This is a genomic window from Pseudarthrobacter sp. NPDC092424 (assembly GCF_044754925.1).
GTDB lineage: Bacteria > Actinomycetota > Actinomycetes > Actinomycetales > Micrococcaceae > Arthrobacter.
This window is the reverse complement of record NZ_JBIVQC010000001.1, coordinates 71,897-98,691: the sequence shown is the minus strand read 5'-3', so window position 1 is coordinate 98,691 and position 26,795 is coordinate 71,897. Positions and strand designations below refer to the sequence as shown.

The window sequence follows — 26,795 nt, the reverse complement described above, 5'->3', positions numbered from 1 at the left end:
CTAAGTCTAGAGGATGTGGATGCTCCGCTTCGAAACGGCAGGTCAGGCAGGGCTGGACTAGGATCTGAGCGCTGCGCTAACTCACTGCGGGCTGGAATTCTTTCCATTTTCCGCCGACTCGTTTGGATGTGAGATGCCAGCCCTTGCACGCGTGGCACGGGTAAATCGAAGTCTCACGCCTCCGCGGGTCGCCCAAAGCTCGGATTGCCCGAAGGGAACGTCCCGCTGAACGCTGATCTCTGAAAGTAAGTTTGGTGCACGGCGCCACAGCGAATTCCTGTAAAAGAAGTCGCGCGGCTCACATCCACACTTGATCGCCTGTTTAGTACAGATCGACCCCTACCCACTCGAAGTGGCTGGTCAGCTGTCACAATATCCGAGTCAACAAACGTCGACAAGGGCACCTGGAAGCCAGGGTTAAACGGCAGAAGCCCGCCCCGCCGAAAGGCGTGACGGGCTTCTGTGCAAGCGGGTTTAGCGCTTGGAGTACTGCTGTGCCTTGCGGGCCTTCTTGAGACCGGCCTTCTTGCGCTCGATGACGCGGGCGTCGCGGGAGAGGTAACCGGCCTTCTTCAGGGTGGCGCGGTTGTTCTCGACGTCGATCTCGTTCAGCGAACGGGCGATGCCGAGGCGCAGTGCACCGGCCTGGCCGGAGATTCCGCCACCGTGGATGCGGGCGATGACGTCGTAGGCGCCTTCGAGATCGAGGATCTTGAAGGGCTCGTTGACGTCCTGCTGGTGCAGCTTGTTCGGGAAGTAGTTCGCCAGCTCGCGGCCGTTGATGGTCCACTTGCCGGAGCCCGGCACAACGCGAACGCGTGCAACGGCTTCCTTGCGACGGCCAACAGCTGCACCGGCAACAGTCAGGGCCGGGCGCTCCTTCTTGGGCGCAGCTTCAGCAGCCGAGCTTTCAGAGGTGTAGCTGGTCAGGTTTTCCTCAGCCTCATTGGCTTCGGTGGTCAGTTCTTCGTTCTGAGCCACGATTCTCCTTGTATTAAGTAAGTTGTTTGGTGGCCAGGACTACTGGGCGACCTGGGTGATTTCGAAAGTCTTGGGCTGCTGCGCGGCGTGGGGGTGCTCAGCACCGCGGTACACCTTCAGCTTGCCCAGCTGCTGTGCAGCCAGGGAGTTCTTGGGGAGCATGCCCTTGATGGCCTTCTCCACGGCGCGGACCGGGTTGGTTTCCAGCAGTTCCGCGTAGTTGACGGAGGTCAGGCCGCCCGGGTAGCCGGAGTGGCGGTATGCGCGCTTCTGCTCCAGCTTGGCGCCGGTGAGGGCAACCTTTTCAGCGTTGATGATGATGACGAAGTCGCCCATGTCCATGTGGGATGCATAGGTGGCCTTGTGCTTGCCGCGCAGCAGGATTGCGGTCTGGCTTGCAAGACGGCCAAGGACAACGTCTGTGGCGTCAATGACGTGCCACTGGCGGTTGATATCGCCGGGCTTCGGGGTGTACGTACGCACGGTGTTTGCCTCGTTCTTGTTCTGGCGTTCTTGTTTAGGTGTCACTAGCTCGCGCACCTACTGTCTGCGCGCTACCGGAACAGAGGTGAGGGCTCCATGTAACCAGTCATCCTGTGGTTCCGAATGTGCACGTTGAGTAGTCATCCTGCAACTGGATTCTCAAGCGGGCACGCACCATCGGAATAGGACACGCACAACGACTACCAAGATTAGCGCGTCAGGGGGTTCGGGGTCAAAATGGGGGCTACTGGACGCCGCCCGGACCGTGGCCGGCCTGATGAGTGCGGGGGATGCAGTGACAGTGACGCCGAGCGGGGAAGCTTCACTATGGTTCCTTCTTGCGGGCGCTGCCCTCCTTGGCCTCGTACTCTCACCCCTAGCGGAACTGCTTATAGCCAGGACACTCCCCGGCCTTGGCGGCTTGCCCCCGCTGTCTTCAAGAGTCACGACGGCGGCCTTCACCGGCGCCACCTGCGCCGCCTTTGCGTTTCGGTTTGGGCCGGCGCCCGACCTGCCAGCATTCCTCTTTCTTGCCGTTTTGGGCACCCAGCTGGCGCACATTGATCTTATGCAGCACCTATTGCCAAATCCGTTAGTTCTGTCACTGCTAACGGGAGGCGCATTTCTCCTGATACTTCCCTGGATCGCTACTGGAAATGCCGGCGGACCGCTGAGGGGTCTGTTTGGCGCGATAATCCTGTTCGCGGGTTACTTGGTTTTGGCTCTCATATCCCCTGCCGGGCTCGGCATGGGGGACGTGAAGCTGGCCGGCCCGTTGGGACTTTACATGGGCTACTTGGGCTGGAACCACCTACTCTATGGCGGGCTTCTTGGCTTCATCCTGAATGCTCTGGCAACGCTGATTCTCGTCAGCTTCAGGCGGCGGGGCAAGGGCGCAGAGGTGGCCCACGGCCCCTCAATGCTGGCCGCTGCAGCCGCCGTCGCACTCATCTTGAGATAGCCAGGCGCACAGTCGCGCGGCCCGCCCGGCCGCTCTACCTGAGTACTCACCCTCACCTTCCAAGTAGCGGTCAATTTTGCGCGCCCAAAAAGTCGAGTACCACTACGCATTGTTGCCCATAACCCCAAATGACAATCTCGTCTTAGCGAAGGCCAGCCGCTGGGATTGCATGGGGTAGCTGGTAATTCGTTGAAATTCAATCAATTCATTTCACCGAATTTAAGGACATTAAAATGACTTCTCTCATGGTCTCCATGACCGCTTTTATCGCCGGCATCAAGGACCGCCTGGCTTCCGAAAAGGGGGCAACGATGGTGGAGTACGGCCTGATGGTCGCCCTCATCGCCGTGATCGTCGCTGTCGGCGCCGCCGTCCTCGGTACCGGCATCAACACGCTGTTCGGCGAGGTCAACGACTCCCTCTAAGCACTCAAACGAAGTGGTTCTGGCAATGGATCCAAGCCCGCCAGAACCACTTCGGCTATTTGTCCATCAGTCCGGCCATCAGCCGGCGGTACAAGTCCTGGGGGACGGTGTGAACCCGAAACAGAAAGAACGCGGCGCAGTAGCCGTTGAGATGGCAGTTCTGCTTCCGCTGCTTCTTTTGATTCTCATCGGCACCATGGAATTCGGCCGGGTATTCAACATTCAGAACTCCTTGACTCAGGCTGCCCGGGAAGGTGCCCGGCATGCTGCGATCCACTATGACGACGACTCGCTTGACGTCGAGGGAACCGCCTTGGGCGCCGCTCCCTCGCTGGATGGGCTGGGCGTCAACGTGACAGACAACGCTGGCAGTTGTTCGGACGGAAACAACGTCGAAGTCACGACCAGTGTGACCCTCTCGTCCATGTCCGGATTCCTCGACTCCGGCTGGTTCGGGTCACCGGGCTTCTTCCCCATGACACTGACCGGAATAGGAGTGATGAGATGCGGCGGCTGAGAGGGAATTCCGGGCAAGGAGTACTTCACGGCGGAACTGACAGCGAACGCGGCGCTGCCGCCGTTGTCGTAGCTTTTTCGATGGTTGTGCTGTTAGGTTTCGCCGCACTCGCGGTGGACGTCGGGGCCATGTATGCCGAGAAGACACAGCTTCAAACGGGGGCTGACGCTACGGCCCTGGCGATCGCCGGGGACTGCGCGCAAGGGCTTAGTTGCCCGGCCGCAATGACGAATCCCGCCAACCGCCTTGCGGACGACAATGCCAATGACGGCTCAAGCGGGGTCTTTTCCGTGACCCAGCCTTCTGCCACCTCCGTACGAGTGGAAACCAACGCGCAAGCTGCAGGCTCCACTGACGACAGCTTCGCACTGTACTTTGCCAGGGTTCTGGGGAACGACACGAGCGTCATCCATGCAGCAGCGGTGGCGTCCTGGGGTGCTCCCTCCGCCGCAACGACGCTTCCCTGGACCATAAGCCAATGCGTCTTCGAGCAGTATCTCTCCCCCAGCCAACTCGCCGAACTCGAGTCAACAGGAAGCTTCACAGGCGACCCGATTCCCACGCACATCCTGCTGCGATATGACGAGAACACTCCGGACTACCCAGGCTGCGTCCCTCAAAACGGCTATGCCGAGGGGGGTTTCGGCTGGCTGGACCGGGACACCGGCTGCTCGGCAGACATCGATATCGCGGCATCCGAGGTCGGGAACGATCCCGGCAACGACTTCCCGAGCGACTGCACAGCCATTCTCGCCTCGCTGATGGATGAACCGATCCTGGTTCCCATCTTCAGCAGTGCAACTGGAACGGGACAGCACGCAACCTACGGATTGACGGGCTTTATCGCCTTCCAGGTTACCGGCTACAAGTTCGGTGGAGGCCCTTCTCTCACCAGCTTGGATCCTGCCGCACCCTCGTGCAACGGCAACTGCCGCGGCATTCAGGGCTTCTTTACCCGCTATGTGTCCCTCGATGAGGGGCTCGCAACGAGCGGTGAAGCACCGAACTACGGCGCAACCGCAGTTTGGCTCTCGGAGTAGGCAAGGCCCACTCCGCTCCGATCAAGGATGAAAGCAGAGGAGTAATCAAGTGAAATCACGCCTACTGGGAGGCATAGCGGCTCTGGTATTGGCCGTCATTGGAACCGTGCTGCTTGTGGTTTATGTGCAGGGCGCCGACAACAGGGCAGCTCAAGGGCTTGAGCCCGTCAATGTGCTCATCGTCAAGGAATCCGTTCCCGCTGGAACCAAAGCGGAAGAACTCAACAAGTACGTTGAAGTCGCCCCCGTTCCTCGCTCTGCCGTTCCGGATGGTGCGTTGGAAGGGCTCGCAGACCAAACAGGCAGAGTAACCAGCGTTGCCCTTGAACCGGGGGAACAACTCCTCGCATCCCGCCTTGTCGATCCAAAGGAACTTGTCCCGGGAACCGTTCCGGTACCTGACGGACTCGAGGAAGTCACCTTGCTCCTTGCCCCGGAGCGTATCCTAGGTGGCCGCCTGGAAGCCGGCGACAAAGTCACCGTCTATACATCGTTCACGTCCGACGAAGAGATGCCGGCGAACGGGCGGGTACCGGCTGAAGTCCAAGGCTGGAAGCAATCCACGGGCCTGCTCTTCCACGACGTCCTGGTAACTGCGGTTCAAAAGGCAGCCCCGGACACTAAGAAGGCCGGGGCCAAGGATGAGGACGGTGCCGCGCAGACCGGCGTCGAGATGCCTAACGGGTCAGCCTTCGTTACTTTGGCCAGAACCGACGCACAGGCTGTCAAATTGGTGTTCGGTGCCGAGTTCGGAACCATCTGGTTGGCGAAGCAGACGGATACCAGCACTAAGAGCAAGACTCCGGTCACTACTTTCGGTGGGCTGTACTGATGAGCAGGTTCGTAGCCATCACGGCAGTCCGCGATTTTGAAGGGCGCGTCCGCCAGGCCATTGCTGGAGCCCTCCACGGCGAACTGCAGACGCTGACACCTGACGTTCTCGCTGGCGGGCCAGATGACGTCTTCCGGCAACTCACCGGTGCGCAGCCGGAAGTCTTGATCCTTGGACCCGGGGTGACCCCGGACGACGCGCTAAAGCTCGCTACGGTGTTCGATCTTCAGTACCCGGAAGTGAGTCTGCTCCTCGTGGCGGATCCCTCGCCTGACCTCGTTCTGCGGGCAATGCATTCCGGAATCAGGGACGTAGTGACCCCGGACATCGTGGTCAATGACCTCAGGGTGCTGCTCGAACGAGCATGTCTGGCATCCGCGAGCCGGCGCAGGGGGATGGCTCCCGCGGCCGAGCCCGGCCAGGAGCGGGGGCGCGTTATTGCCGTCATGTCCCCCAAGGGTGGCGTCGGCAAAACGACGGTCGCAACCAACCTGGCTATCGGACTCGGCAAAGTCGCGCCCATGGGGGTCGTCATCGTGGACCTCGACCTCCAGTTCGGCGACGTCGCCTCAGGGCTGCTCTTGGAGCCCGAACACTGCATCACCGAGGCAGTCCACGGCTCAGCTTCCCAAGATTCAATGGTGCTCAAAGCGTTCCTGACCGTGCATCCGGCCGGGATCTACGCCCTTTGCGCACCGCGGACCCCGGCGGAATCGGATTACATCACCGCGGACCACGTAAGCCGGCTCATCAATCAGCTGGCAAGCGAGTTCAAGTACGTGGTGGTGGACACTGCACCCGGTCTGGGAGAGCACGTCCTTGCAACGTTGGAACAGGCTACGGACGGCGTGTGGGTGTGCGGAATGGATGTCCCCAGCGTGCGCGGCCTGCGCAAGTGCTTCGGCGTCTTGAAGGAGCTGCAGCTCGTTCCCCAGGGACGCCATACCGTCCTCAATTTTGCGGACCGAAAGAGTGGCCTGTCGGTCCAGGACGTCGAGGCGACTATAGGGGTTCCCATCGACGCTGTCGTTCCCCGCTCAAGGACGCTGCCGTTTTCTACCAACCGTGGCGTCCCGGTCCTGCAAGGAACCGCCAGAGACTCGGCCGCCAAGGGCCTTCGGAAGCTGGTGGACCGTTTCGACCCGGCATGGGTTTCCTCTTCCCACAACAAGCTGCACCGAAGGGTGGTTGTCTCATGAGACTCTCAGAGCGTCTTTCCCGAAACACGGAATCCGCTGCCAAGGAAGCGGTGGAGCCCGGCGACGCGTCAGTCGCAACGACGCCCACCGCCCCTTCCTTCCCGGACGCGGCGGTTCGCCGTCCGCTGACGGCCCCTCCGCAGGCAGTGGATGCCTTGGCTGGCCTCAAGCAACGCGCAGCCCTCGCACTCTTCGAGCGAATGGGTACCCGGTTCGGTGACTCATCCGCCTCCGAGGACGAACTGCGTGCATCCGCTGTTGAGGAGCTATCGACAGTTATCGACGAGGAGCAGGTACCGCTGACGCCAGAGGAGCGCCGTCGGCTCATCCGCGAGATAGCCGACGAAGTCATGGGTCTCGGTCCTCTCCAACGCATGCTCGAGGACCCGTCCGTCACGGAAATCATGGTCAACCGACACGATCAGATCTATATTGAACGCGGCGGGCACCTGCAGCTGACCGGCGCGCAGTTCAGCTCTGACGACCACCTTCGGAAGGTCATCGAGCGCATCGTCTCGCAGGTCGGGCGGCGAATCGATGAGTCCTCACCCTTGGTCGACGCCAGGTTAGCGGATGGATCGCGCGTTAACGCCATTATCCCGCCCCTGGCGGTCAACGGCCCGTCGCTCACTATCCGCAAGTTCAGCCATGTCCCCTTGACTGTGCGCAACCTGATCGATTGGGGTTCGCTGACGGTGGAGATCGCCGAACTGCTCAACGCCTGCGTTAAGGCGCGTCTCAACGTGATCGTTTCGGGCGGTACCGGAACCGGCAAGACCACACTGCTTAACGTACTTTCCTCCTTCATTCCGGAGGATGACCGCATTGTCACCATTGAGGACGCTGTAGAGCTGCAGCTCCAACAGGAGCACGTAGTCCGGCTTGAGAGCCGCCCGCCCAACATTGAGGGCAAGGGTGCCATCAACATCCGGGACCTGGTCCGGAACTCACTCCGCATGCGTCCCGACCGGATCATTGTGGGTGAAGTGCGCGGCGGCGAGTCACTGGACATGCTGCAGGCGATGAACACGGGACATGACGGTTCTCTGTCGACCGTCCATGCGAACTCGCCACGGGACGCGATCGCGCGCCTGGAGACGCTGGTGCTCATGGCCGGCATGGATCTCCCGCTCCGGGCCATTCGGGAACAGGTTGCTTCCGCAGTTGACCTCATCATCCAAGTCACCCGGCTCCGGGACGGCAGCAGGCGGGTCACCCACGTCACCGAAGTCCAGGGGATGGAGGGCGACATCGTCACCCTTCAGGATGTGTTCCTGTTCGATTACTCGGCCGGCATGGACCCCCAGGGCCGCTTCCTGGGCAAACCTGTGTCGACCGGCATCCGCCCACGCTTTCTGGACCGGTTCGCTGAGCTTGGCATTTCCGTCTCACCCGCCGTGTTCGGGGCAGACATGCAGCCGTATGGGCGGCGGTAACCATGGAGGCCCCCTTTGTTCTCGTGACGGCCGTATTGCTCTGCTTCGGAGCCGTACTCCTGTTGCTTTTTGTCGTCATCAGGCCGGGACACGGTTCGATTCCTTTGTCCCGGCGGCGCCCCGACGGTGGCCGGGAAGAATCCTCGTTGGGCAAGGTTTCACACACATTGGTGGACGGCGTAGACAAAGCCCTGGGAAAGTCCGGCGGACCCTTTAGCAGGGATTTGCTCTACAACGCCGGCGTCAAACTCGGTCCCGCGGACTTCACGGTGCTGGTAGGAGTGGCTTCCGTGCTGCTGGGTTTCATCGGGGCGCTCTTGACCAACCCGGTTTTGGGTATCCTTCTCGCCGTCGCGGCTCCCTTCCTGACACGCGCCGTCCTCACCATCAAGACGGACAGACGCCAGGGCAAGTTTGAGGCGCAGCTCGTTGACACTATCCAAATGCTCATTGGCGGCCTGCGGGCCGGCCATAGCGTCATGCGTTCGCTTGAAGCAGCCGGATTGGAATCGGAGGCTCCCACGTCAGAAGAACTTCGCCGGATCGTTAATGAAACCCGGATCGGAAAGGACCTCGGCCAGGCGCTGGAAGAGACCGCGGAACGCATGGACAGTGAGGACTTCCGATGGGTCGGCCAAGCGATTCAAATTAACCGCGAGGTGGGTGGGGACCTCGCGGAGGTGCTCGAGCAGGTGGCAGGAACTATCCGGGAGCGCAGCGAAATAAAGGGCCAGGTCCGCTCACTAAGCGCGGAGGGCAAAATGTCCGCGATCGTTCTCATGGCCATGCCTGCGGCGGTCGCTGTGATGTTGTCCTTCATCAACCCTGGCTACATGCGGGTCTTTGTAGAGGAACCCATCGGAAACATGATGGTCGCCGTGAGCGTGGTCATGTTCATCATCGGCGGAGTCTGGATGAGCCGCACCGTCAAGATCAAGTTCTAGGAGGATTGTCATGACTCCCATCGCCTGGCTGATCATTGCCGCAGTCATTCTCCCGCTCGCCTACTTCGTCTGGGTGTTAGCCACCTTGGATCGAGCCGGTGCCCTGGCAGTCCAATCGAATCTCGGGCACGGATTTTCGGCCGGCGGGCAAGCATCGGTGTCAAGATCCATGCCTTTGCTCGGCGTTGCCAAACGCCTTGTGCCTGGCAGTTACGAAGCAAAGCTGGACCGATGGCTCGCCTTGGCTGGCCGGCCCGCTGCCATGCCGCTGGAAAAACTGATAGTCGCCAAACCCCTGCTTGCGCTCGCAGGAGCGGTGCTGGCCATATTGGCTTTCCGCAATTCGCCGACCGTACAGAATGTTGCGATCGGGCTGTTCATCACTGTCCTCGCATTCTTTGTTCCCGACCTGCTGGTCTACAACAAGGGGATCAAACGGCAGCAGGCCATCCAACTGGAATTGCCCAATGCATTGGACCAGATGCTGATCTCAGTTGAGGCCGGCTTGGGTTTTGAGGCAGCCATGGCCAGGGCGGGTCAGTACGGCGAAGGACCGCTCGCCCAGGAATTAACCCGCACCCTCCAGGACATGCAGGTGGGCCGCCCGCGTCAGGAGGCTTACCAGGCCATGGCTGACCGGTCATCTGTTTCCGAATTGCGGAGTTTTGTACGTGCCGTTGTCCAGGCTGACAAATACGGCATCGGATTGGCGAAGGTCCTCCGAACGCAGGCTAAGCAGTCCAGGGTCAGGCGCCGGCAGCGGGCGGAAGAGAAAGCAATGAAACTTCCGGTCAAAGTGTTGTTCCCGTTGCTAACGTTCATTTTCCCGGTGCTTTTCATCGTTCTGCTGGGACCGGCCGTCATCAACATCATGGACACGCTTCTCTAGATTTCTTCCTGTCGCACGCCGTCTTCCAGGCGTCGCCCCATAGACCGGACCCCCTCGGCACCCAGAACCGAGGGGGTCCGTTGGTGTGTTCAGGCGCGTAAATCCACCGGAAAACGCAGGTCGTACGCAGGGAAAACGCAGGATTCGCCCACCTCGAAAAGCCTTTGCGCAGGAAGTCCCAAGATCCCGGCTCGAGGGCTTTTTTGCTTGCTAACTTCGTTTTAGAGCTGGTGACGGACCAGCCACCACCCAGACTCGCTCAGGAGTAAAAAATGCTTTCTCTCATCGCAACCCTCCAGACCCTCGGCTTCAAGCTGCAGAACCGCCTCCGCGAAGAAAAGGGCGCCACGGCCGTTGAATACGGCATCATGGTCGGCCTCATCGCCGTCGTCATCATCGTCGCAGTCAGCCTGCTCGGTACCAACCTCGACGCGATGTTCGACAGCGTCAACGGCAAGCTTCCTGCCCCTACCGCCAGCTAGCGTTCTCAGCGTCGGCGCCCTGAAGTATCCGCCGACGGCCCCAGGTCCAGGGCAAGACAAATGACGCAAGAGGAGGAGCAACAGGTGAAGAGCGGTTCCGAACGCGGTGCAGCCGCTGTCGAATTCGCACTCCTGTTGCCCCTCCTCTTGCTGTTGGTCCTCGGAACCATCGAATTTGGACGGGCGTATAACGCCCAGATCACCCTCACTAACGCGGCCCGGGACGGCGTCCGGGTCATGGCAATCTCCAACGATCCTGCCGCCGCCAGGACAGCCGCGAAAAATGCGGCGGCCCCCGTGAGCACCTCCATCCCCACCTCGGACATCACGTTGAGCACGGAGGTCTGCAGCACCGGCAACCAGGTAACACTCACCATCAACTACAACCTGTCCACTATCACCGGAATCGCGGGGCCCTTCCCCCTCAAAGGAAAAGGAGTCATGCTGTGCGGCGGATAGTGGACCATAACCCTGAACGCGGAGCGGTCAGTGTCATCGTCGCCCTCCTCCTGGCCAGCCTCCTGGGGTTCGTGGCCATCGCGGTGGATGTTGGTGTCATTTATTCAGAGCGCGCCCAGCTCCAGAACGGCGCCGATGCTTCCGCCATCGCCCTCGCCCAAAAATGTGCCCGGGATTCCACCGGCACCCAGTGCTCCACCACGTCCACGCTCGCTGGCGATCTGGCCAACAATAATGCCTTGGACGGGATGAGCAAGGTGTACTCCATCCAGCTGGATAAAGCAGCACGCAAAGTCTCCGTGACCACGGCGGCCAAGGAGCCTGGTGGAACTGAAAACTCAGTGACGCTGTTCTTTGCGAACGTCCTCGGCATACCCACAAAAGAAGTCGGTGCCCGTGGCTCCGCTGTGTGGGGCAGCGCCCGTGCCGGCCGCACGGCGTTTCCCCTCGCCTTTTCCGTATGCCAGGTAAAGGACAAGATCGACGGCGAATTGCAGCGCCTCCAGGATCATGGCAAAAACACGAACGCCGACTGCAACTACGGTCCTTCAGGCGCAGCTGTAGAAGGCGGCTTCGGCTGGCTGGTCCAGGACCCCGGCAAGTGCGGTGGTTCCATCGACCTGGCCGTCAGCGAGGGCGGCAGCGATCCCGGCAACAACGCACCCGCCAACTGCAGCGACACGCTCAACAAATGGGTCAGTGAAATCACTGCGGGACGCAAAGTGACCGTTCTTCTGCCGATCTTCAACAAGGTCACCGGTACCGGTAACGGCGCCGTCTACAGCCTGGTCGCGTTCGCAGCGTTCGAAGTCACGGGCTGGAAATTCAGCGGTGACAGCGTCGCCCCCAACACCTTCCAAAACCGCGCCGGCTCGGCACCGGGTGTCACCTTAGCCAACGAGTGCCGCGGAGAATGCCGTGGGATCATCGGCAAATTCGTCAAGTACACCTCACTGGACGACGGCTACACCTTAGGCCCCGTGGACGAGTACGGCGCCACCATTGCACGTCCCGTCCTCTAAATCCGCAGAACAAGAACCTTTCATCAGGAGTTGACCGTGAAGTCTCGCATGCTCGCCGGAACGGCCGCCGTTGCCTTGGCGCTCGTGGGGGCCATCCTCATCGTCATGTATGCCCAGGGTGCCGACCAGCGCGCACTCGCCGGCACACAGCCGGCGGAAGTACTGGTAGTGAAAACCGCCATCCCCGCAGGAACCCCGGTCGAGGAAATGGCAGCCTCGCTGGCCACGGAAACTGTACCGGCGGCAGGCAAATCCGCCTCGGCACTTTCCAACCTTGACGACAAAGCCGGCACGGTAGCCGCCGTGGACCTGATCCCGGGCGAACAGCTGCTCGCCGAGCGCCTGGTGGCACCGGAGGACGCCAAGGACAGCGGCGCCGCAACTGTCCCGGCGGGTATGCAGGAAGTCTCCTTCCAGCTCGAACCGCAGCGTGTTGTCGGCGGCCGCATCAGTGTCGGTGACCACGTGGGCATAGCGATGGTCTTCGACGCCGGCGCGGACAAGGCCAACGAAAAGGACGAATCTACCCAGCTGACGCTGCGGAAAGTCCTCGTCACCGCCGTCCAGCGCGCCCCGCAGGCCGCGGCAAAGGAAGAGTCCGAAGACGGAACCAACCCCCAGGACACCACTCTCCCGGAGGGCTCCCTGATGCTTACGGTCGCCGTCAACGACATCGACGCCAATAAGATCGTCTTCGCGTCCGAGTTCGGCAGGCTCTGGCTCACCAAGGAACCGCTGAATGCCAAGGACAACGGGCCCCGTATCGAACGCAAGGAAGTGATCTACAAGTGAGCCGCTTCGTCCTGCTCTCGCCCAGCGTTGAGTTCGACCAGAAGCTGCACGCAGCTGTCGACCATGGGCTGCGCGGCAGCGTCCAGACCATCGCCTCGGATATCCTCCCCGCCGGCCCGGCCGAACTGTTTGCCCTCCTGGACCAGGAACGGCCTGAAGTCCTGATCATCGGGCCGGACGTGGCCTACGAGGAAGCCCTGCGCTTCGCAAAAGTCTTCGATGTGCAGCAGCCCGAGCTCAGCCTGGTGCTGGTCAGCGACGTTGAACCGACGTTGCTGCTCCACGCCATGCGCGCCGGCATCCGCGACATCCTCAGCCCCCAGGCAGACGCAGCCGAAATCCGCGTGCTGCTGGAACGTGCCTGCCAGTCGTTCGCAACCCGGCACCGGAACCATGACGACCTTCCGGCGGAGAATGGCGGCAAAGGCCTGGTCATTGGTGTCTTCTCCCCCAAAGGCGGCGTTGGCAAAACCACCATCGCCACCAACATCGCCATCGGGCTCGGCAAGATCGCGCCCATGAGCGTGGTGATTGTTGACCTCGACCTCCAGTTCGGCGACGTCGCTTCCGGCCTCTACCTCGACCCCGAGCACACCGTCACGGACGCTGTCACACCGGCGGCGAGCCAGGATTCCCTGGTGCTGAAGGCGTTCCTCACCGTGCATCCGGCGGGAATCTACGCCCTGTGTGCTCCGCCAAACCCCGTGGACGCGGACCACATCACCCCCGAGCACATTTCCCGCCTGCTCGAGCAGCTCTCCCAGGAGTTCCAGTACGTGGTGGTGGACACCGCGCCCGGCATGCAGGAAATCGGTCTGGCAGCGATGGAACAGTGCACCGACGCCGTATGGGTGAGCGCGATGGACATCCCCAGCCTCCGTGGGCTGCGTTCCGGGCTGGAAGTACTGCGCCAGCTCGACATCATGCCCGAATCACGGCACGTTGTCCTGAACATGGCGGACGCCAAGTCCGGGCTCAGCATCCAGGACGTCGAATCCACCATCGGCGCGCCCGTTGACGTCAGCGTCCCGCGCTCCAAGGCCGTCGCCCTGTCGACCAACCGGGGCGTCCCCGTCCTCCAGGAATCCAAGCGGGATCCCGCCGTCAAGAGCCTCCGCCACCTGGCCGAGCGTTTCAACCCGGCGTGGCGTACCCAGGCACAGCGCAAACTGCACCGAAGGGTGGTCATCTGATGAAGCTCTCTGAACGGATCAACGCGGCCCAGGGCCGCAGCCAGGACTCCGGCAGCTCGGCCGCTGTGCTGGCTGCGCCGCGTCCGGCCGCTGTCGTCGCCCCTTCACCTGCCCGGGATCGGCCCCGCGAGCCCCGGCGCCCTGCCGCCGTAACGGCACCAGCCGCGCCCAAACCAGTAGCTTCAACGCCCGACGCCGGCGGTCAGGCAGTGCCGAAGGCCCAGCCGGTGGACGTTTTCGCAGCCATGAAACTTCGCGCGGCCACCGCTCTTTTCGAACGGATGGGAACACGGTTCAACGACGCGACGGTTACCGAGCATGAGCTTCGCACCTCCGCCAAAGAAGAGCTGATCCGCATCATCGATGCCGAACAGGTTCCCCTGACGCCGGATGAGCGCACCCGCCTGGTCCAGGATGTTGCTGACGATGTCCTTGGCTACGGTCCGCTCCAGCGCCTGCTGGACGATCCGGATGTCTCCGAAATCATGGTCAACCGGATGGACCAGATCTACGTGGAGCGCAAGGGCAAGCTCACGCTGTCCGATTCCCGTTTCAGCTCGGAAGAACACCTGCGCAAGGTCATCGAGCGCATCGTCTCCAAGGTAGGCCGCCGCATCGACGAGTCTTCCCCGCTGGTGGATGCCCGCCTCGAGGACGGTTCCCGTGTCAATGCGGTCATCCCGCCTCTGGCGGTGGGGGGCTCTTCGCTGACCATCCGTAAGTTCAGCAAGGTTCCGCTGACAGTCCAGAACCTGATTGATTTCGGCACGCTCACACCGGAAATGGCGGAGTTGCTCAACGCCTGTGTCAAGGCAAAGCTCAACATCATCGTCTCGGGCGGTACCGGGACGGGCAAAACCACCCTGCTGAACGTGCTCTCATCGTTCCTGCCGAATGACGAACGCATCGTGACGATCGAAGACGCCGTGGAACTGCAAATCCAGCAGGAACACGTTGTCCGGCTGGAAAGCCGCCCGCCGAACACCGAAGGCAAAGGCGAGGTGACCATCCGCGAACTGCTCCGAAACTCGCTCCGTATGCGTCCTGACCGGATCGTGGTGGGTGAGGTCCGTGGCGGAGAGTCGCTGGACATGCTCCAGGCCATGAACACCGGCCACGACGGTTCGCTCTCCACAGTGCACTCCAACTCGCCCCGTGACGCCGTCGCCCGTCTCGAGACCCTGGTGCTCATGGCCGGCATGGACCTGCCGCTGCGCGCCATCCGCGAGCAGATCGCCTCTGCAGTAAACCTTGTGGTGCAGATTTCCCGTCTCCGTGACGGCTCCCGGCGCATCACCCATGTCACCGAAGTCCAGGGCATGGAAGGAGACATCGTGACCCTCCAGGACGCCTTCGTCTTCGATTACTCTGCCGGGGTGGACGCACACGGCCGGTTCCTCGGCAAGCCTGTGGCCACCGGCATTCGCCCGCGCTTCATCGACCGGTTCGAAGACATGGGCATCCACCTCTCACCAGAGGTTTTCGCCGCGCCGCAGCCTTCGGGCGGAAGGTGACGGTGCCACGATGATCCTCGCCATCGGAACCGTCACCGTCCTGCTGGCCGTAGTGTTCCTGGGCGTCGCCGTGCTCCTGCCCGGCACGCCCGCGGTGCCCTTGGACCGCCGTCGTCCGTTTGAAACGGAGCCACCGTCCTCCCTGACCCGATTCGCCGGTGCTGCGGTCAGGGCGCTTGAGCGTGCCCTGGCGGGACGCACGGTCAAGGCCTTCACCAAGGCCGACCTGGAAGAAGCCGGGCTGCGGCTGAGCCAATCTGAATTCTTCGTCCTTGTGGGCATCGGCGCCGCCGTCGGCATGGTGGTGGGACTGGTGACGGTGGGCCCGCTGGTGGGCCTTCTGCTGGCGTTGACTGCCCCCTTCGTGGGTAAGGCCGTCCTGGGATTCCTCGCCGGCAAACGCCGCACCGCATTCGACGGCCAGCTGGGCGATACGCTGCAGCTCCTCTCCGGGGGCCTTAGGGCCGGCCACAGTATCCTGCGTGCGATAGACGCCGCGGCCACCGAGTCGCAAAAACCCACCTCGGAGGAAATGCGCCGGGTCATCACCGAAACCAGTCTGGGGCGCGACCTGCTTTCCGCCTTGAACGATACGGCCGAGCGCATGAAAAACGACGATTTCGTCTGGATTTCCCAAGCCATTCAGATCAACCGCGAGGTAGGCGGAAACCTCGCCGACGTGCTGGACCAGGTGGGGGAAACCATCCGCGAACGGGCTGAAATCAAGGGACATATTAAAGCGCTGGCGGCCGAGGGAAAGTTCTCCGCGTACATCCTCATTGCCATGCCCTTCGGCATCGTGGGCATGCTCCTAAGCATCAGCCCGGGCTATATGAACTCCCTTTTCACCCACCCCTTGGGCTGGGGACTGATCGGGGCGTCCTTTGTCCTGATGACCATCGGTGCGCTGTGGATGCGCAAGATCATCGACCTGAAGTTCTGAGGAAGCCATGAGCATCGTTGTTCTCCTCTCCGTCCTCCTGGTCTGCGTCCCGCTGGGCGGCCTGACCTGGTCCCTCCTCACTGTGGACAAGCAGGGCCGTGCCGCAGCCAGCGAGCTGCTGGCCCGCGGCGCCGCGCCCGTGGCCGTGGAGGCTTCCGGCTCCCCCGGGCTCCTGGAATCACTCGGACGGCGCGTGACTCCGCCGTCGTACGTTGCTTTCCTGGACCGGCTGCTCTCGCTGGCGGGTCGGCCCGCCTCCATGCCGCTGGGGAAGGTCCTGGGATCCAAGCTGGGGCTGGGTGTCGTTGGCGCCGTCCTGGGGCTGTACCTGACGTCGATGGGCGCAACACCATTGATGAAACTCGCCGGCTTGTTCGTGGTGGTGCTGGGCTACTTCATACCCGACCTCCTGCTCTACAGCAAAGGCCAGGAACGGCAGAAAATCATGCAGCTGGAGTTGGCCAATACCTTGGACCAGATGCTGATTTCCGTTGAAGCCGGCCTCGGGTTTGAAGGTGCGATGGCCCGCGCCGGAGCAAACGGAAAGGGACCGCTGGCCGAAGAACTGGTGCGCACGCTGCAGGACATGCAGGTGGGCCGCAGCCGCCGGGAGTCGTATCAGGCCCTGGCGGACCGCACCAACATCCCCGAACTTCGCAGTTTTGTGCAGGCTGTCATCCAGGCCGATACCTACGGCATTGCCATCAGCCAGGTCCTCCGCGTCCAGGCGAAGGTGATGCGCGTCAAACGGCGCCAGCGCGCGGAGGAAAAGGCCATGAAGCTGCCGGTCATGATCCTCTTTCCGCTGCTGTTCTTCATCTTTCCAGTGCTCTTCATTGCCATCCTGGGCCCGGCGGTGGTCAACACCGTCATCACGTTCAGCGGGCAGTGAGCCACAAACCACGGCAACCCTCAAGGTTTCCACAGGATCACCCGAATTCACCACCTCAAGAGAACTGCAGGAAGTAGCCTTGAAACATGTACAGTCCAGATCCCGGCACCACCAGCGAGGAGAGCAGCACAGCTGCCGCTTTCCCGTCGTGGGTGCCGCCGGTTGCGGAACCCGCACTGTCTCTGGAGGCGGTGGTTCTGTTGCCGCTGGTTAATGCTGCGGTCCTGGAGGACCTTGAAGCAGAACTCGCCGGGCCGGCCCTGGCCAAGCGTTTCGCGCAGGACTACGCGGACATGTGGGACCAGCGGTACACGCGGCTCGCCGCCGCCGTGGAGCGCCAGGACGTCGCAGCCTGCCTGGACGCCGCCATCAGCCTGAAGATCACCTCTGCCATGCTGGGCGGGGAGCGGCTGTCCAAGCTGGCCGAGCTTCTCGAAAACGTGGTGCGGCAAGGCGATTTCGGTCAGGGCCGCCTGCTGATGGAGCGCGTTGCCGTTGACGGCAGCCAGACGGTCTCCGAATTGCAGTCCACCTACATCGCGGCCGGCGGACAGGATCTGGAACACACCTGAAGGGGCTACGTGGTTTCCTGCCTGGCCGGCGCCAGCCTATAGCCGACGCCACGAACGGTCTGCAGCCAGCGCGGTGAATGCTGGTTCTCTTTCAGCTTGCGCCGCAAGTTTCCCACGTGCACCTCGACCGCCCGTTCGTCCGCCTCGCTGATATACGTGTCCTGGTCGTAGAACTCGCCGCGTACCGCCCGGACCAGGTCTGCCCTGCTGCACACTGCCCCGCGGCCGCGCAGCAGCACGTGGAGAAGGTCGAATTCGCTCCGGGTCAGGTTCAGGGGCTCTCCCTGCACTTCGACAGTCCGCGTCCGGTAGTTGAGTACCAGTCCGTTGTGCCGGAACACGGCCGGGTCTTCCCGGGGCGCCGGAACCGGTGGCGCGGGAGCGGCGGCGGGCTTGCTGACGCCATGGCGTGGCCTGCGCAGCATCGCGGCCACCCGCGCCCGGAGTTCCCGCGGGCGGAACGGCTTGGCAATGTAATCATCCGCACCGGCATTGAGGGCCGACAGCAAATCGGGTTCCTCAGTCCTGCCCGTCAGCATGACCACGTAGGCATCACTGAAATGCCGGATGCGGCGCAAAACCTCAAATCCGTCAATGTCCGGAAGGCCAACGTCAAGCGTAACTACATGGGCTTGCTATTCGCGGACCACCTCGACGCCTGCTTTGCCATCCGGTGCCGTATGGACCTCAAAGCCCGCTTGGCTCAATACCCCTTCGAGGAGATTGCGGACATCCGCATCGTCCTCGATTACTACAGCTACACCTAGATCATCCATCTGCTATCCCCGTGCAAGGCAAACATGTCCCCCCACCAGCCCAGCGCCGGTGACATGCCGCTCTAACTCTTTATACGCTACTAGTAAGCCCGGCTGATGACATCTGAGGGAAGATTGATTAGAAAAAGTCAATTACCATGACAGTAAATGTGTAATACGAACCGAGAAGATGGGGCTTGGTGAAGATGGGGATCGTGGAACCGCCGCGCGCGGAAGTTTGTAGTGGGCAAGGCTATGTGCGGGGCTTGAACCGCGTTCATGGCTGAGTCGTTTTTCCAACGCGGGCCTGGCCGGTTCTTCCGCGACTTAGGACCCCGCGGGCAGACCACTCTGTGCCAGCTGCCGCTGACGCTGATTGTGGCTGCACTCGCGTTGGCTACGCCTTTCGCGTGGCCAACGTTGCTGTCGAGCCCCTTCTACATGGCGGGGGTGGCCCTGCATGTAGCGCTGCTGCTTGCAAGTTTCCTGGTTCCTTGGGAGAAGATAAACCTCCGCCCGTACTTGATTATCCCCGTCCTCGATTTCGTGGCCATCGGACTTCTCCGCAACGGAGCGGCACCCCTCCTTCCCGGATTGGCCGTGTTGGTGGTCTTCCCCGTCATCTGGCTCTCCGCCTCTGGAATGCTCACCCGCACCAGCCTGGTCCTCAGTTTTGTGGGTCCACTGCTTATCATGCTGCCTACGCTGGCCCAGAAGTGGCCCGCCCATACCGCCACGGATGTCACCACCGTCATCCTCTTTCCGCTCATGATGCTGGCCGTGTCCCTGGCCATACGCTTCGCCAGCGTCAACCTGCGGATGCAGCAACGCGAACTCGCCCAGAAGGACAAGGAGTTGCGCGAACTCCTTGACGCCAGCAACAAACGCGAGCGGCTGCTTCAGACCGTATTGGACGCTACCGACGTCGGAATCATCGCCGTGGATCCCCAAGGCCGGCACCTGCTGACCAACGACCGGCAGCGGCTGTTCCATGAACTGGTGGCGCAGGGCGAAGGCACTGCGAACCAGGAACGCCAGGCAATCTACGCCCTGGACAAGCGCACCCCCCTGCCTCCGGAAAAACACCCGGTGCAGCGCGCCGTGGACGGTGAGTCCTTTGCCGACTACCTGGTCTGGATCGGAGAGGACGGCGACCAGCGGGCCATCTCAACCGCTGCCCGGCCCCTGCTGTCCGGGGAGGGCCATCCTAACGGCGCCGTCGTTGTTTACAGCGACGTGACAAGCCTCGTCGAAGCCTTGGCCGCGAACGAGGAACTGGTCTCCAACGTTTCCCACGAATTCCGGAGCCCGCTGAATTCGATTCTCGGCAATATGGATTTGATCCTTGAGGATCCCAGTCTTCCCCGCGAACTGGTCCAGCGCCTGACAGTAGTGCAGCGGAATTCCGAGCGGCTGCTTGCCCTCGTATCCGACCTCACCGCATCGGCGTCGGCGGCCCTGAACGTGCACCCGAAGCGCACTGACCTGGCCAGCCTCGTGGAGACCAGCGTGGGGTCGGCCCGCACCCAGGCGGAACGTGCAAACATCAGGCTCACCGCGGACGTCCCCTCCCCGCTATGGGCCTACGCGGATCCGCTTCGAATCGGACAGGCGCTCGACAACCTGGTCTCGAACGCCATCAAGTACTCCCCCGGCGGCGGCCAGGTCAGCATCAGCGCCTGGGCCAGTGACGAATGGATTCGGCTCAGCGTCAGCGACACGGGAATGGGCATGAGCACCGAGGACGCCGCCAAGGTGTTCAAACGGTTCTTCCGGACGGAGACGGCGCGGAAGTCCTCGATCTCCGGGGCAGGCCTTGGGCTCTCCATTACCAAGATGATCGTGGAACGCCACGGGGGCACCATCACCTGCCACAGCGGCGAGGGCCAAGGCAGCACCTTCACCCTGACGCTCCCCGCCGACGGCCCGCCGCCGTCCTTCTAAAATCGATTGCTCCGTAAATGCCGCTTTGAACCCTCTAAACGGCAAGTATGGAGCAGTCGAGGCTTACGCGCGCAGCGCCCGGGTGAGCTCGGCGCGGGCAAGGAGTTCGCCGTCCGACGGGTACGCCACTTCCTCCAGCACGAGCGGGTGCGGGGCCGCCAGGACGGACTTCGCATCCCTTTTTTGCGCCAGAAGCCGTTCATAGAGCCAGCCTGGCTCCTCCACGCCCTCACCCACGTAGAGTGCGGAGCCGATCAGCGCCCGCACCATGTTGTGGCAGAAGGCATCCGCCTGGACCGTAGCCACGATCACGCCGTCCTCGCCGCGGCGGAACTCGAATCGCTGCAGCTCCCGGACTGTGGTGGCACCCTCCCGGGGCTTGCAGAAGGACAGGAAGTTCTGCAGGCCCAGCAGCTTGGCCCCGCCCTCGTTGAGCAGTGACACGTCCAGCGGATTCTTATGCCACAGCGTGAAGTAGCGCTCCAGCGGATCCCACAGCGCAGGTCCGTCCGCGATCCGGTAGCTGTAGCGCCGCCACAGCGCGGAGAAGCGCGCATCAAAGCCCGCCGGGGCCGGCGCCGCGCTGTGCACCTCCACGGCACCGGTGAGGTCCCCCAGGATACGGCTCAAGGCCCCGCGGATCCGGCGGAGAAGCGCGACGGCGGGATCCAGTTCGTGCCCGCGCGGCAGTCCCAGCCACTCGTCTTCGCTGAGGTCCAGATGGACCACCTGGCCGCGGGCGTGCACGCCGGCATCCGTTCGGCCGGCGACGGTGACCCGCACAGGGCGGCGCACCAGAAGCTCCAACGCCTCCTCGAGGACGCCTTGCACGGTCCGCAGCCCGGGCTGCAGGGCCCACCCGTTGAAGGGGCCGCCGTCGTACGAAAGATCAAGGCGGATACGCAAAAACCCGCCGCCCCCCAAAACGGGGGCCGCGGGTTTTTGGTCGTTCATAGACCCAAGTCTATGCGAAGAATATCAGCGAATTACTTCGCGTCCTTTTCCTCGGCAGCGGGTGCCTCGGGTGCTTCCTCAGCGGCCGGAGCTTCTTCGGTTGCAGTTTCTTCAGCAGCAGCTTCTTCGGCGGCCGGAGCTTCAGCGGCTTCGGTCTCTACGGCTTCAGCCTCGGGAGCTTCCTCGGCGGCCGGAGCAGCCTTGGCAGCAGCCTGGGTCGCCTCAGCAACGACGGCCTGCTTGGCGGAAACCGGCTCGAGAACCAGTTCGATGACAGCCATGGGAGCGTTGTCGCCCTTGCGGTTGCCGATCTTGGTGATGCGGGTGTAACCGCCGTCGCGGTTCTCCACTGCCTGTGCGATGTCGGTGAACAGCTCGTGGACAACGCCCTTGTTGCTGATCAGGCCGAGAACGCGGCGGCGGGAAGCCAGGTCGCCACGCTTGGCGAAGGTTACCAGGCGCTCTGCGTACGGCTTCAGGCGCTTGGCCTTGGTCACAGTGGTGGTGATCCGCTTGTGCTCGAACAGTGCTGCTGCCAGGTTCGCGAGCATGAGGCGCTCGTGAGCCGGGCCGCCTCCGAGGCGCGGACCCTTAGTGGGGGTAGGCATAATTGTTTCTCCTCATATGGAAGCCGTGTGGGCTGCACACCGTGGTGCTGCCCGCCGGCCAGGATCTGGTTTAGAGTTCGTCGTCGCCGAAGGCGGCGTCGTCCTCTTCGATTGCTGCGGCGCGTGCTGCGAGGTCAAAACCGGGAGGCGAGTCCTTGAGGGACAGGCCCAGTTCAACCAGCTTTGCCTTGACCTCGTCAATGGACTTCGCACCGAAGTTACGGATGTCCATCAGGTCAGCCTCGGAGCGGGCAACGAGTTCACCCACGGTGTGGATGCCCTCACGCTTGAGGCAGTTGTAGGACCGGACGGTGAGGTCCAGATCCTCGATCGGCAGTGCCATGTCGGCTGCCAGGGCAGCGTCGGTGGGCGAGGGGCCGATCTCGATACCTTCAGCTGCGGTGTTCAGCTCACGGGCCAGACCGAACAGTTCCACCAGGGTGGTGCCTGCGGAAGCTACGGCATCGCGCGGGGCAATGGCCGGCTTGGTCTCGACGTCGACAATCAGCTTGTCGAAGTCGGTGCGCTGCTCAACACGGGTTGCTTCCACGCGGAAAGTAACCTTCAGCACCGGCGAGTAGATGGAGTCGACCGGGATACGGCCGATCTCTGCATCGCCGGACTTGTTCTGAGCTGCCGAAACGTAGCCGCGGCCGCGCTCGATGGTCAGTTCGAGTTCGAACTTGCCCTTCGAGTTCAGCGTGGCAATGTGCAGATCCGGGTTGTGGAATTCGACGCCGGCCGGCGGAGCGATGTCCGCGGCGGTGACGACTCCGGGGCCCTGCTTGCGCAGGTAGGCAACAACCGGCTCATCGTGCTCGGAGGAAACCGACAGGCTCTTGATGTTCAGGATGATCTCAGTGACATCTTCCTTGACACCCGGAACAGTGGTGAACTCGTGCAGCACGCCATCGATCCGGATGCTGGTTACAGCGGCACCGGGGATGGACGAGAGCAGGGTACGGCGGAGGGAGTTTCCAAGGGTGTAGCCGAAGCCCGGTTCCAGCGGTTCAATGATGAAACGCGAGCGGTTTTCGGAGACGACCTCTTCGGAGAGGGTGGGGCGCTGTGCAATGAGCACTTAGGTTTCCTTTCGGCGAGCATCCGCTATATGACGCAACACAGGTGGTGGAAATTCGGTCTGAAGACTTAACGCGCTGGGCTTGCCCGGTCCATCGCTGGTCCGGGCAAGCTCAAGCAGCGCTGGAAACCTTAGACGCGGCGGCGCTTGGGCGGACGGCAGCCGTTGTGGGCTGCGGGGGTGACGTCCTGGATGGAGCCAACCTCGAGGCCAGCGGCCTGCAGCGAACGGATAGCGGTCTCGCGGCCGGAGCCCGGTCCCTTGACGAATACGTCAACCTTGCGCATGCCGTGCTCCTGGGCACGCTTTGCAGCAGCTTCGGCAGCCATCTGGGCCGCGAAGGGGGTGGACTTACGCGAGCCCTTGAAGCCAACCTCACCTGAGGAAGCCCAGGAGATAACAGCACCGGTCGGGTCCGTGATGGAAACGATGGTGTTGTTGAACGTGCTCTTGATGTGCGCCTGGCCCAGCGCGATATTCTTCTTGTCCTTCTTACGCGGCTTGCGAACCGCGCCACGAGTCTTCGGGGGCATTTTTTCTCCTACAGAAAGTTATTGGGGAAAGCTCCGTCAAAAATCCCGGACGGGATTTTAACGGGCCTTCTTCTTGCCGGCGACGGTACGCTTCGGGCCCTTGCGGGTACGTGCGTTGGTCTTCGTACGCTGACCGCGTACGGGCAGGCCCTTGCGGTGGCGCAGGCCTTCGTAGCTTCCGATTTCAACCTTGCGGCGGATGTCGGCTGCTACTTCGCGGCGAAGGTCACCCTCAACCTTGTAGTTGCCTTCAATGTAGTCACGCAGCTCAACCAGCTGTGCATCGGTGAGGTCCTTAACGCGGACGTCAGCGCTGATGCCAGTGGCAGCCAGGGTTTCGTGTGCACGGGTCTTGCCCACGCCGTAGATGTAAGTAAGCGCAATTTCCAGCCGCTTTTCGCGGGGAATGTCTACGCCAGCGAGACGAGCCATAGTGGCAGTACTCCTTGATAAACCGGAGGTCGTAGGCAGTACACCCGCACGTTCCGTACGGCCCCAGCCTCCGACCGGGGGTTAGCTGTCCGGACTCGTTAGAGCTTGGTGTTCCAGATCAGCTTGTGCTGCCTTTATTTACTTGCGTGGGTTAGCAACCCAGGATTTCCTTCAGGGAAGGAAATTAGCCCTGGCGCTGCTTGTGGCGCGGGTTCTCGCAGATCACCATGACCCGGCCATTACGGCGGATCACTTTGCACTTTTCGCAGATCTGCTTGACGCTCGGCTTGACCTTCATGGCATTCCTTTGCGTGTAACAGTTGGTCAGCTGGAGCAGCGGCCGGCTTGCGCTGGTGCCGCCCAGCAATTTACTTGTAGCGGTAGACGATACGACCACGGGTGAGGTCGTACGGGCTCAGCTCCACCACTACGCGGTCCTCCGGAAGGATTCGAATGTAGTGCTGACGCATCTTTCCAGAGATGTGTGCCAGGACGATGTGCTTGTTGGTGAGCTCAACGCGAAACATCGCGTTAGGCAGCGCCTCAGTCACAACGCCTTCGATCTCAATGACCCCGTCCTTCTTGGCCATACCCTCCGCTAACTGTTGTTGCCGCAGCCCCGCCGGATTGCACCGGGCATGGCCACGAACGTTTTTGTTGGATCGGTTGCCGGCTCCGAAGCCCAAAAGGGCGCGGCGGTCCAGACAACCAACAGACAACACTACCCTGTCCGGCCGAAAATGAGAAATTGGCAATCATAACCTAAACAGTGCGGTACACACCATATTCTCCCGCGGGGGTGCCTACGGCTTCTGCCCGCGCCACCCCGTCCAGCACCGCCGAACGCACGACGTCGGCTGCCGCACTTTGCAGGGTGATCATGCCAATACGCCGGGCAGCTTCGTCGCTGCCGCCCAGTGCCACCCCGCCAGTGGCGAGGCAGAAGACGGTGTCCCCGTCGGCGAGTGTATGGGACGGATTCAATGCCCTCGCGAGCCCGGCATGGGATGCAGAAGCCGTTCTCTTGCACTCGGCGACGTCCAGCACGGCATTGGTGGCGACGACAACAAGGGTGGTGTTGAGCGGGGCGCCGTGGCCGGGGTCAGGTTGCAAGGTGGTCGTTCTGAACGGCAGGCCAAGGGCATTCACGACTGCAAGTGCCCCGACGATGATCCCGTCCTCCAACGTGGCCGAGGCCATGCCGAGGCCCCCTTTGAACTTGCCCCGGCCGATGAGGGCCCCGGTGCCTGCGCCGACGTTGCCGCGGGCAACCTCGCGCCCTTCCTCCTGCGCCGCTGCGGCAACGATGGCCGCGTAGCCCATCTCCGGCGTCGGGCGCGCTGAGAAGTCCCCGCCCCGGCCCAGGTCGAAGATCGCGGCCGCCGGGACGATCGGGACCACTCCCCCGGGAACGGCGAAGCCGCGGCCGTGCTCCTCGCACCAGCGCTGCGCTCCGGCCGCGGTGGCGAGGCCATAGGCGCTGCCGCCGGTGAGGACCACTGCATCGACATGGCGGACCGTGGTGGTGGGATCCAGGGCGTCGGTCTCGTGGGTGGCCGGCCCGCCGCCCCGGACGTCCACGGAACCCACGGTGCCGGGCGGAGGCAGGATCACGGTCACGCCGGTCAGCCAGCCGTCCCCGGTTTTCTGCTCGTTGCCCACCCGGATTCCCGGTACGTCGGTGATGGAACCTGAAGCTCGCATGGGCCTATTGTCCACCCGCGCCTCAAATGAGTAGCGCTACGTGTCCTCTTGAGGCCCGGAAACGGCACCCGGCGCTGCCCGGTCGGGAAGGAAGGCAGAACAGGCCGTGAACGCCGGGGGAAGGCTCAGCCAATAGTCGGAAAAGAGGCCGGAATCCCCGCTTGGGGGGCCAACGGATGTGATGAGGTGAGAACCGACTCCCCCTCCCGCTTGCCTGAAACCACGCCCATTTTGTGAGAGATCCATGACTGTTCACCTGTCGGGGACCAGCAACGCCGCACCGCGGTCGCCGGCCGCCGCCGCGCCAGGCCCCATCCCCCGCAAGCGCTGGTCCGCCCGGTCCCGCCGAGACTTCCTGGTCTTCCTTGCCCTGGCGCTGCCCAACCTCGCGCTGATCGGGACGTTCACCTACCTCCCGCTGCTCAACAACATCTACTACTCCACACTGGACTGGACCCTGGGCTCGGCCTCGGCAGTGGTGGTTGGCCTGGATAACTACCTGACTTTCTTCACCAGCCCGGATGCGGCCAAAGTCCTGGGGACCACGGCCGTCTTCACGCTGACCACCGTGGGCGGATCCATGGTGCTGGGGCTGCTGGTTGCACTCGCCCTCAACAGGAACGTGCGCGGAAGGACCTTCGCCCGGGCAGCGGTCTTCGCACCCTATGTGCTCTCGGGCGTGGGCGTCGGCCTGGTCTGGCTGTTCATCTTCGACCCCGGATACGGCGTCCTTGCCTGGCTGCTGCGAGGCCTGGGGCAACAGAGCCCGCAGTGGATCAACGATCCGCAGCTGTCGCTGGCCATGGTGATCATCGTCTACGTGTGGAAGAACCTTGGCTACTGTGCGGTGGTATTCCTCGCCGGTCTCCAGTCGCTGCCGAAGGACGTCATGGAGGCGGCAGCCCTGGACGGCGCCGGACACATGCGGCGCTTCCTGAGTATTTCGCTGCCGCTCCTCTCGCCCACCACGTTTTTCCTCCTCATCACCACCATGCTCAGTTCCCTGCAGGCGTTCGATCTCATCCGCATCATGACGCCGCTGGGCGCCGGCACCAGCACCCTCATCTACGAGGCGTACCTCCAGGCGTTCGGCGCCTACAACCGGGCCGGGTATTCAGCGGCCATTTCCGTGGTGCTGTTCGCCATCCTGCTGGTGATCACAGTCCTGCAGCTCCGTTTTGTGGAGCGGAAGGTGCATTACTCATGAC

Annotated in this window: 30 protein-coding genes and 1 pseudogene; 20 read left to right on the top strand and 11 right to left on the bottom strand. The window is 62.5% G+C overall.

Annotation, left to right across the window (positions count from 1 at the left end):
* Window positions 1–474: 474 nt before the first annotated feature.
* Together rpsI and rplM are read right to left on the bottom strand one after the other, a co-directional pair.
* Window positions 475–981, bottom strand: a complete 507-nt coding sequence (gene rpsI / locus ACIQCN_RS00560; protein ID WP_400604351.1) for a 30S ribosomal protein S9 — start codon at window positions 979–981, stop codon at window positions 475–477.
* A 39-nt stretch (window positions 982–1,020) separates the two neighbouring features.
* Complete coding sequence (gene rplM / locus ACIQCN_RS00555; RefSeq protein ID WP_377214923.1) at window positions 1,021–1,464, bottom strand: 50S ribosomal protein L13; 444 nt, start codon at window positions 1,462–1,464, stop codon at window positions 1,021–1,023.
* 277 nt (window positions 1,465–1,741) lie between these two features.
* Here rplM and ACIQCN_RS00550 point away from each other — a divergent pair, with 277 nt between their 5' ends.
* The 18 genes from ACIQCN_RS00550 to ACIQCN_RS00465 all read left to right on the top strand — a co-directional run bounded on the left by ACIQCN_RS00550 (window position 1,742) and on the right by ACIQCN_RS00465 (window position 17,576).
* Window positions 1,742–2,425, top strand: a complete 684-nt coding sequence (locus ACIQCN_RS00550; RefSeq protein ID WP_400608874.1) for a prepilin peptidase — start codon at window positions 1,742–1,744, stop codon at window positions 2,423–2,425.
* Window positions 2,426–2,658: 233 nt separating this feature from the next.
* Complete coding sequence (locus tag ACIQCN_RS00545) at window positions 2,659–2,850, top strand: Flp family type IVb pilin (RefSeq protein ID WP_400604354.1); 192 nt, start codon at window positions 2,659–2,661, stop codon at window positions 2,848–2,850.
* 109 nt (window positions 2,851–2,959) lie between these two features.
* The gene (locus ACIQCN_RS00540; protein WP_400604356.1) at window positions 2,960–3,367 is read left to right on the top strand and encodes a TadE/TadG family type IV pilus assembly protein; all 408 of its coding nucleotides are present in this window, start codon (window positions 2,960–2,962) and stop codon (window positions 3,365–3,367) included.
* Window positions 3,355–4,407, top strand: coding sequence for a pilus assembly protein TadG-related protein (locus ACIQCN_RS00535; RefSeq protein ID WP_400604358.1), 1,053 nt, complete (start codon window positions 3,355–3,357; stop codon window positions 4,405–4,407). The genes ACIQCN_RS00540 and ACIQCN_RS00535 overlap by 13 nt, the downstream gene beginning before the upstream one ends.
* 49 nt (window positions 4,408–4,456) lie before the next feature.
* Window positions 4,457–5,239 carry a Flp pilus assembly protein CpaB gene (locus ACIQCN_RS00530; RefSeq protein WP_400608872.1) on the top strand — a complete coding sequence of 261 codons (783 nt, stop codon included), beginning with the start codon at window positions 4,457–4,459 and terminating at the stop codon, window positions 5,237–5,239.
* Entirely contained in the window at window positions 5,239–6,438 is a 1,200-nt protein-coding gene (locus ACIQCN_RS00525; protein ID WP_400604362.1) for a CpaE family protein, read from the top strand. The genes ACIQCN_RS00530 and ACIQCN_RS00525 overlap by 1 nt, the downstream gene beginning before the upstream one ends.
* A complete protein-coding gene (locus ACIQCN_RS00520) occupies window positions 6,435–7,874 on the top strand; it encodes a CpaF family protein (RefSeq protein ID WP_400604363.1) in 1,440 nt (479 codons plus the stop codon). The genes ACIQCN_RS00525 and ACIQCN_RS00520 overlap by 4 nt, the downstream gene beginning before the upstream one ends.
* A 146-nt stretch (window positions 7,875–8,020) precedes the next feature.
* Window positions 8,021–8,818, top strand: coding sequence for a type II secretion system F family protein (locus ACIQCN_RS00515; RefSeq protein WP_400604365.1), 798 nt, complete (start codon window positions 8,021–8,023; stop codon window positions 8,816–8,818).
* A gap of 10 nt (window positions 8,819–8,828) precedes the next feature.
* Window positions 8,829–9,707: a type II secretion system F family protein gene (locus ACIQCN_RS00510; RefSeq protein ID WP_400608870.1), complete on the top strand. Its 879-nt coding sequence runs from the start codon at window positions 8,829–8,831 to the stop codon at window positions 9,705–9,707.
* 272 nt (window positions 9,708–9,979) lie between these two features.
* Window positions 9,980–10,189: a Flp family type IVb pilin gene (locus ACIQCN_RS00505; RefSeq protein ID WP_400608869.1), complete on the top strand. Its 210-nt coding sequence runs from the start codon at window positions 9,980–9,982 to the stop codon at window positions 10,187–10,189.
* Window positions 10,190–10,249: 60 nt separating this feature from the next.
* The gene (locus tag ACIQCN_RS00500) at window positions 10,250–10,648 is read left to right on the top strand and encodes a TadE/TadG family type IV pilus assembly protein (RefSeq protein WP_400604371.1); all 399 of its coding nucleotides are present in this window, start codon (window positions 10,250–10,252) and stop codon (window positions 10,646–10,648) included.
* Complete coding sequence (locus tag ACIQCN_RS00495; protein ID WP_400608867.1) at window positions 10,636–11,670, top strand: pilus assembly protein TadG-related protein; 1,035 nt, start codon at window positions 10,636–10,638, stop codon at window positions 11,668–11,670. The genes ACIQCN_RS00500 and ACIQCN_RS00495 overlap by 13 nt, the downstream gene beginning before the upstream one ends.
* Window positions 11,671–11,706: 36 nt before the next feature.
* Window positions 11,707–12,462 (top strand): Flp pilus assembly protein CpaB, encoded by a 756-nt coding sequence (cpaB, locus tag ACIQCN_RS00490; RefSeq protein ID WP_400608866.1) that lies wholly within the window; start codon window positions 11,707–11,709, stop codon window positions 12,460–12,462.
* Window positions 12,459–13,655 (top strand): CpaE family protein, encoded by a 1,197-nt coding sequence (locus ACIQCN_RS00485; RefSeq protein ID WP_400608864.1) that lies wholly within the window; start codon window positions 12,459–12,461, stop codon window positions 13,653–13,655. Before cpaB ends, ACIQCN_RS00485 begins: the two co-directional genes overlap by 4 nt.
* A complete protein-coding gene (locus tag ACIQCN_RS00480; RefSeq protein ID WP_400604378.1) occupies window positions 13,655–15,169 on the top strand; it encodes a CpaF family protein in 1,515 nt (504 codons plus the stop codon). Before ACIQCN_RS00485 ends, ACIQCN_RS00480 begins: the two co-directional genes overlap by 1 nt.
* Window positions 15,170–15,179: 10 nt before the next feature.
* Entirely contained in the window at window positions 15,180–16,112 is a 933-nt protein-coding gene (locus ACIQCN_RS00475) for a type II secretion system F family protein (RefSeq protein ID WP_400604379.1), read from the top strand.
* Window positions 16,113–16,119: 7 nt separating this feature from the next.
* The gene (locus ACIQCN_RS00470) at window positions 16,120–17,004 is read left to right on the top strand and encodes a type II secretion system F family protein (protein ID WP_400604381.1); all 885 of its coding nucleotides are present in this window, start codon (window positions 16,120–16,122) and stop codon (window positions 17,002–17,004) included.
* A gap of 86 nt (window positions 17,005–17,090) precedes the next feature.
* Window positions 17,091–17,576: an Hpt domain-containing protein gene (locus ACIQCN_RS00465; RefSeq protein ID WP_400604383.1), complete on the top strand. Its 486-nt coding sequence runs from the start codon at window positions 17,091–17,093 to the stop codon at window positions 17,574–17,576.
* A 5-nt stretch (window positions 17,577–17,581) separates the two neighbouring features.
* Here the strand turns inward: ACIQCN_RS00465 and ACIQCN_RS00460 are convergent.
* Window positions 17,582–18,352, bottom strand: a pseudogene (locus tag ACIQCN_RS00460) (response regulator transcription factor).
* Window positions 18,353–18,853: 501 nt separating this feature from the next.
* Here ACIQCN_RS00460 and ACIQCN_RS00455 point away from each other — a divergent pair.
* On the top strand, window positions 18,854–20,275 hold the full coding sequence (locus tag ACIQCN_RS00455; RefSeq protein WP_400608862.1) for a sensor histidine kinase: 1,422 nt from the start codon (window positions 18,854–18,856) through the stop codon (window positions 20,273–20,275).
* Window positions 20,276–20,338: 63 nt separating this feature from the next.
* Here ACIQCN_RS00455 and ACIQCN_RS00450 read toward each other — a convergent pair whose 3' ends face one another.
* The 8 genes from ACIQCN_RS00450 to ACIQCN_RS00415 all read right to left on the bottom strand — a co-directional run bounded on the left by ACIQCN_RS00450 (window position 20,339) and on the right by ACIQCN_RS00415 (window position 25,587).
* Window positions 20,339–21,229, bottom strand: a complete 891-nt coding sequence (locus tag ACIQCN_RS00450; protein ID WP_400604388.1) for a tRNA pseudouridine synthase A — start codon at window positions 21,227–21,229, stop codon at window positions 20,339–20,341.
* A gap of 32 nt (window positions 21,230–21,261) precedes the next feature.
* Window positions 21,262–21,837 (bottom strand): 50S ribosomal protein L17, encoded by a 576-nt coding sequence (gene rplQ, locus ACIQCN_RS00445; RefSeq protein ID WP_400604390.1) that lies wholly within the window; start codon window positions 21,835–21,837, stop codon window positions 21,262–21,264.
* Window positions 21,838–21,907: 70 nt separating this feature from the next.
* A complete protein-coding gene (locus ACIQCN_RS00440; protein ID WP_377214681.1) occupies window positions 21,908–22,918 on the bottom strand; it encodes a DNA-directed RNA polymerase subunit alpha in 1,011 nt (336 codons plus the stop codon).
* 131 nt (window positions 22,919–23,049) lie between these two features.
* Window positions 23,050–23,451 (bottom strand): 30S ribosomal protein S11, encoded by a 402-nt coding sequence (rpsK, locus tag ACIQCN_RS00435; protein ID WP_009358720.1) that lies wholly within the window; start codon window positions 23,449–23,451, stop codon window positions 23,050–23,052.
* 57 nt (window positions 23,452–23,508) lie between these two features.
* On the bottom strand, window positions 23,509–23,883 hold the full coding sequence (gene rpsM, locus ACIQCN_RS00430; RefSeq protein WP_003803743.1) for a 30S ribosomal protein S13: 375 nt from the start codon (window positions 23,881–23,883) through the stop codon (window positions 23,509–23,511).
* Window positions 23,884–24,067: 184 nt separating this feature from the next.
* Window positions 24,068–24,181: a 50S ribosomal protein L36 gene (rpmJ, locus tag ACIQCN_RS00425; RefSeq protein ID WP_009358722.1), complete on the bottom strand. Its 114-nt coding sequence runs from the start codon at window positions 24,179–24,181 to the stop codon at window positions 24,068–24,070.
* 70 nt (window positions 24,182–24,251) lie between these two features.
* Window positions 24,252–24,473: a translation initiation factor IF-1 gene (gene infA / locus ACIQCN_RS00420; RefSeq protein ID WP_009358723.1), complete on the bottom strand. Its 222-nt coding sequence runs from the start codon at window positions 24,471–24,473 to the stop codon at window positions 24,252–24,254.
* Window positions 24,474–24,645: 172 nt separating this feature from the next.
* Window positions 24,646–25,587: a P1 family peptidase gene (locus ACIQCN_RS00415; protein WP_400608860.1), complete on the bottom strand. Its 942-nt coding sequence runs from the start codon at window positions 25,585–25,587 to the stop codon at window positions 24,646–24,648.
* A gap of 244 nt (window positions 25,588–25,831) precedes the next feature.
* Between ACIQCN_RS00415 and ACIQCN_RS00410 the strand changes: the two genes are divergently transcribed.
* Complete coding sequence (locus tag ACIQCN_RS00410) at window positions 25,832–26,794, top strand: carbohydrate ABC transporter permease (protein WP_400608858.1); 963 nt, start codon at window positions 25,832–25,834, stop codon at window positions 26,792–26,794.
* The last annotated feature ends 1 nt before the right edge of the window (window position 26,795 follow it).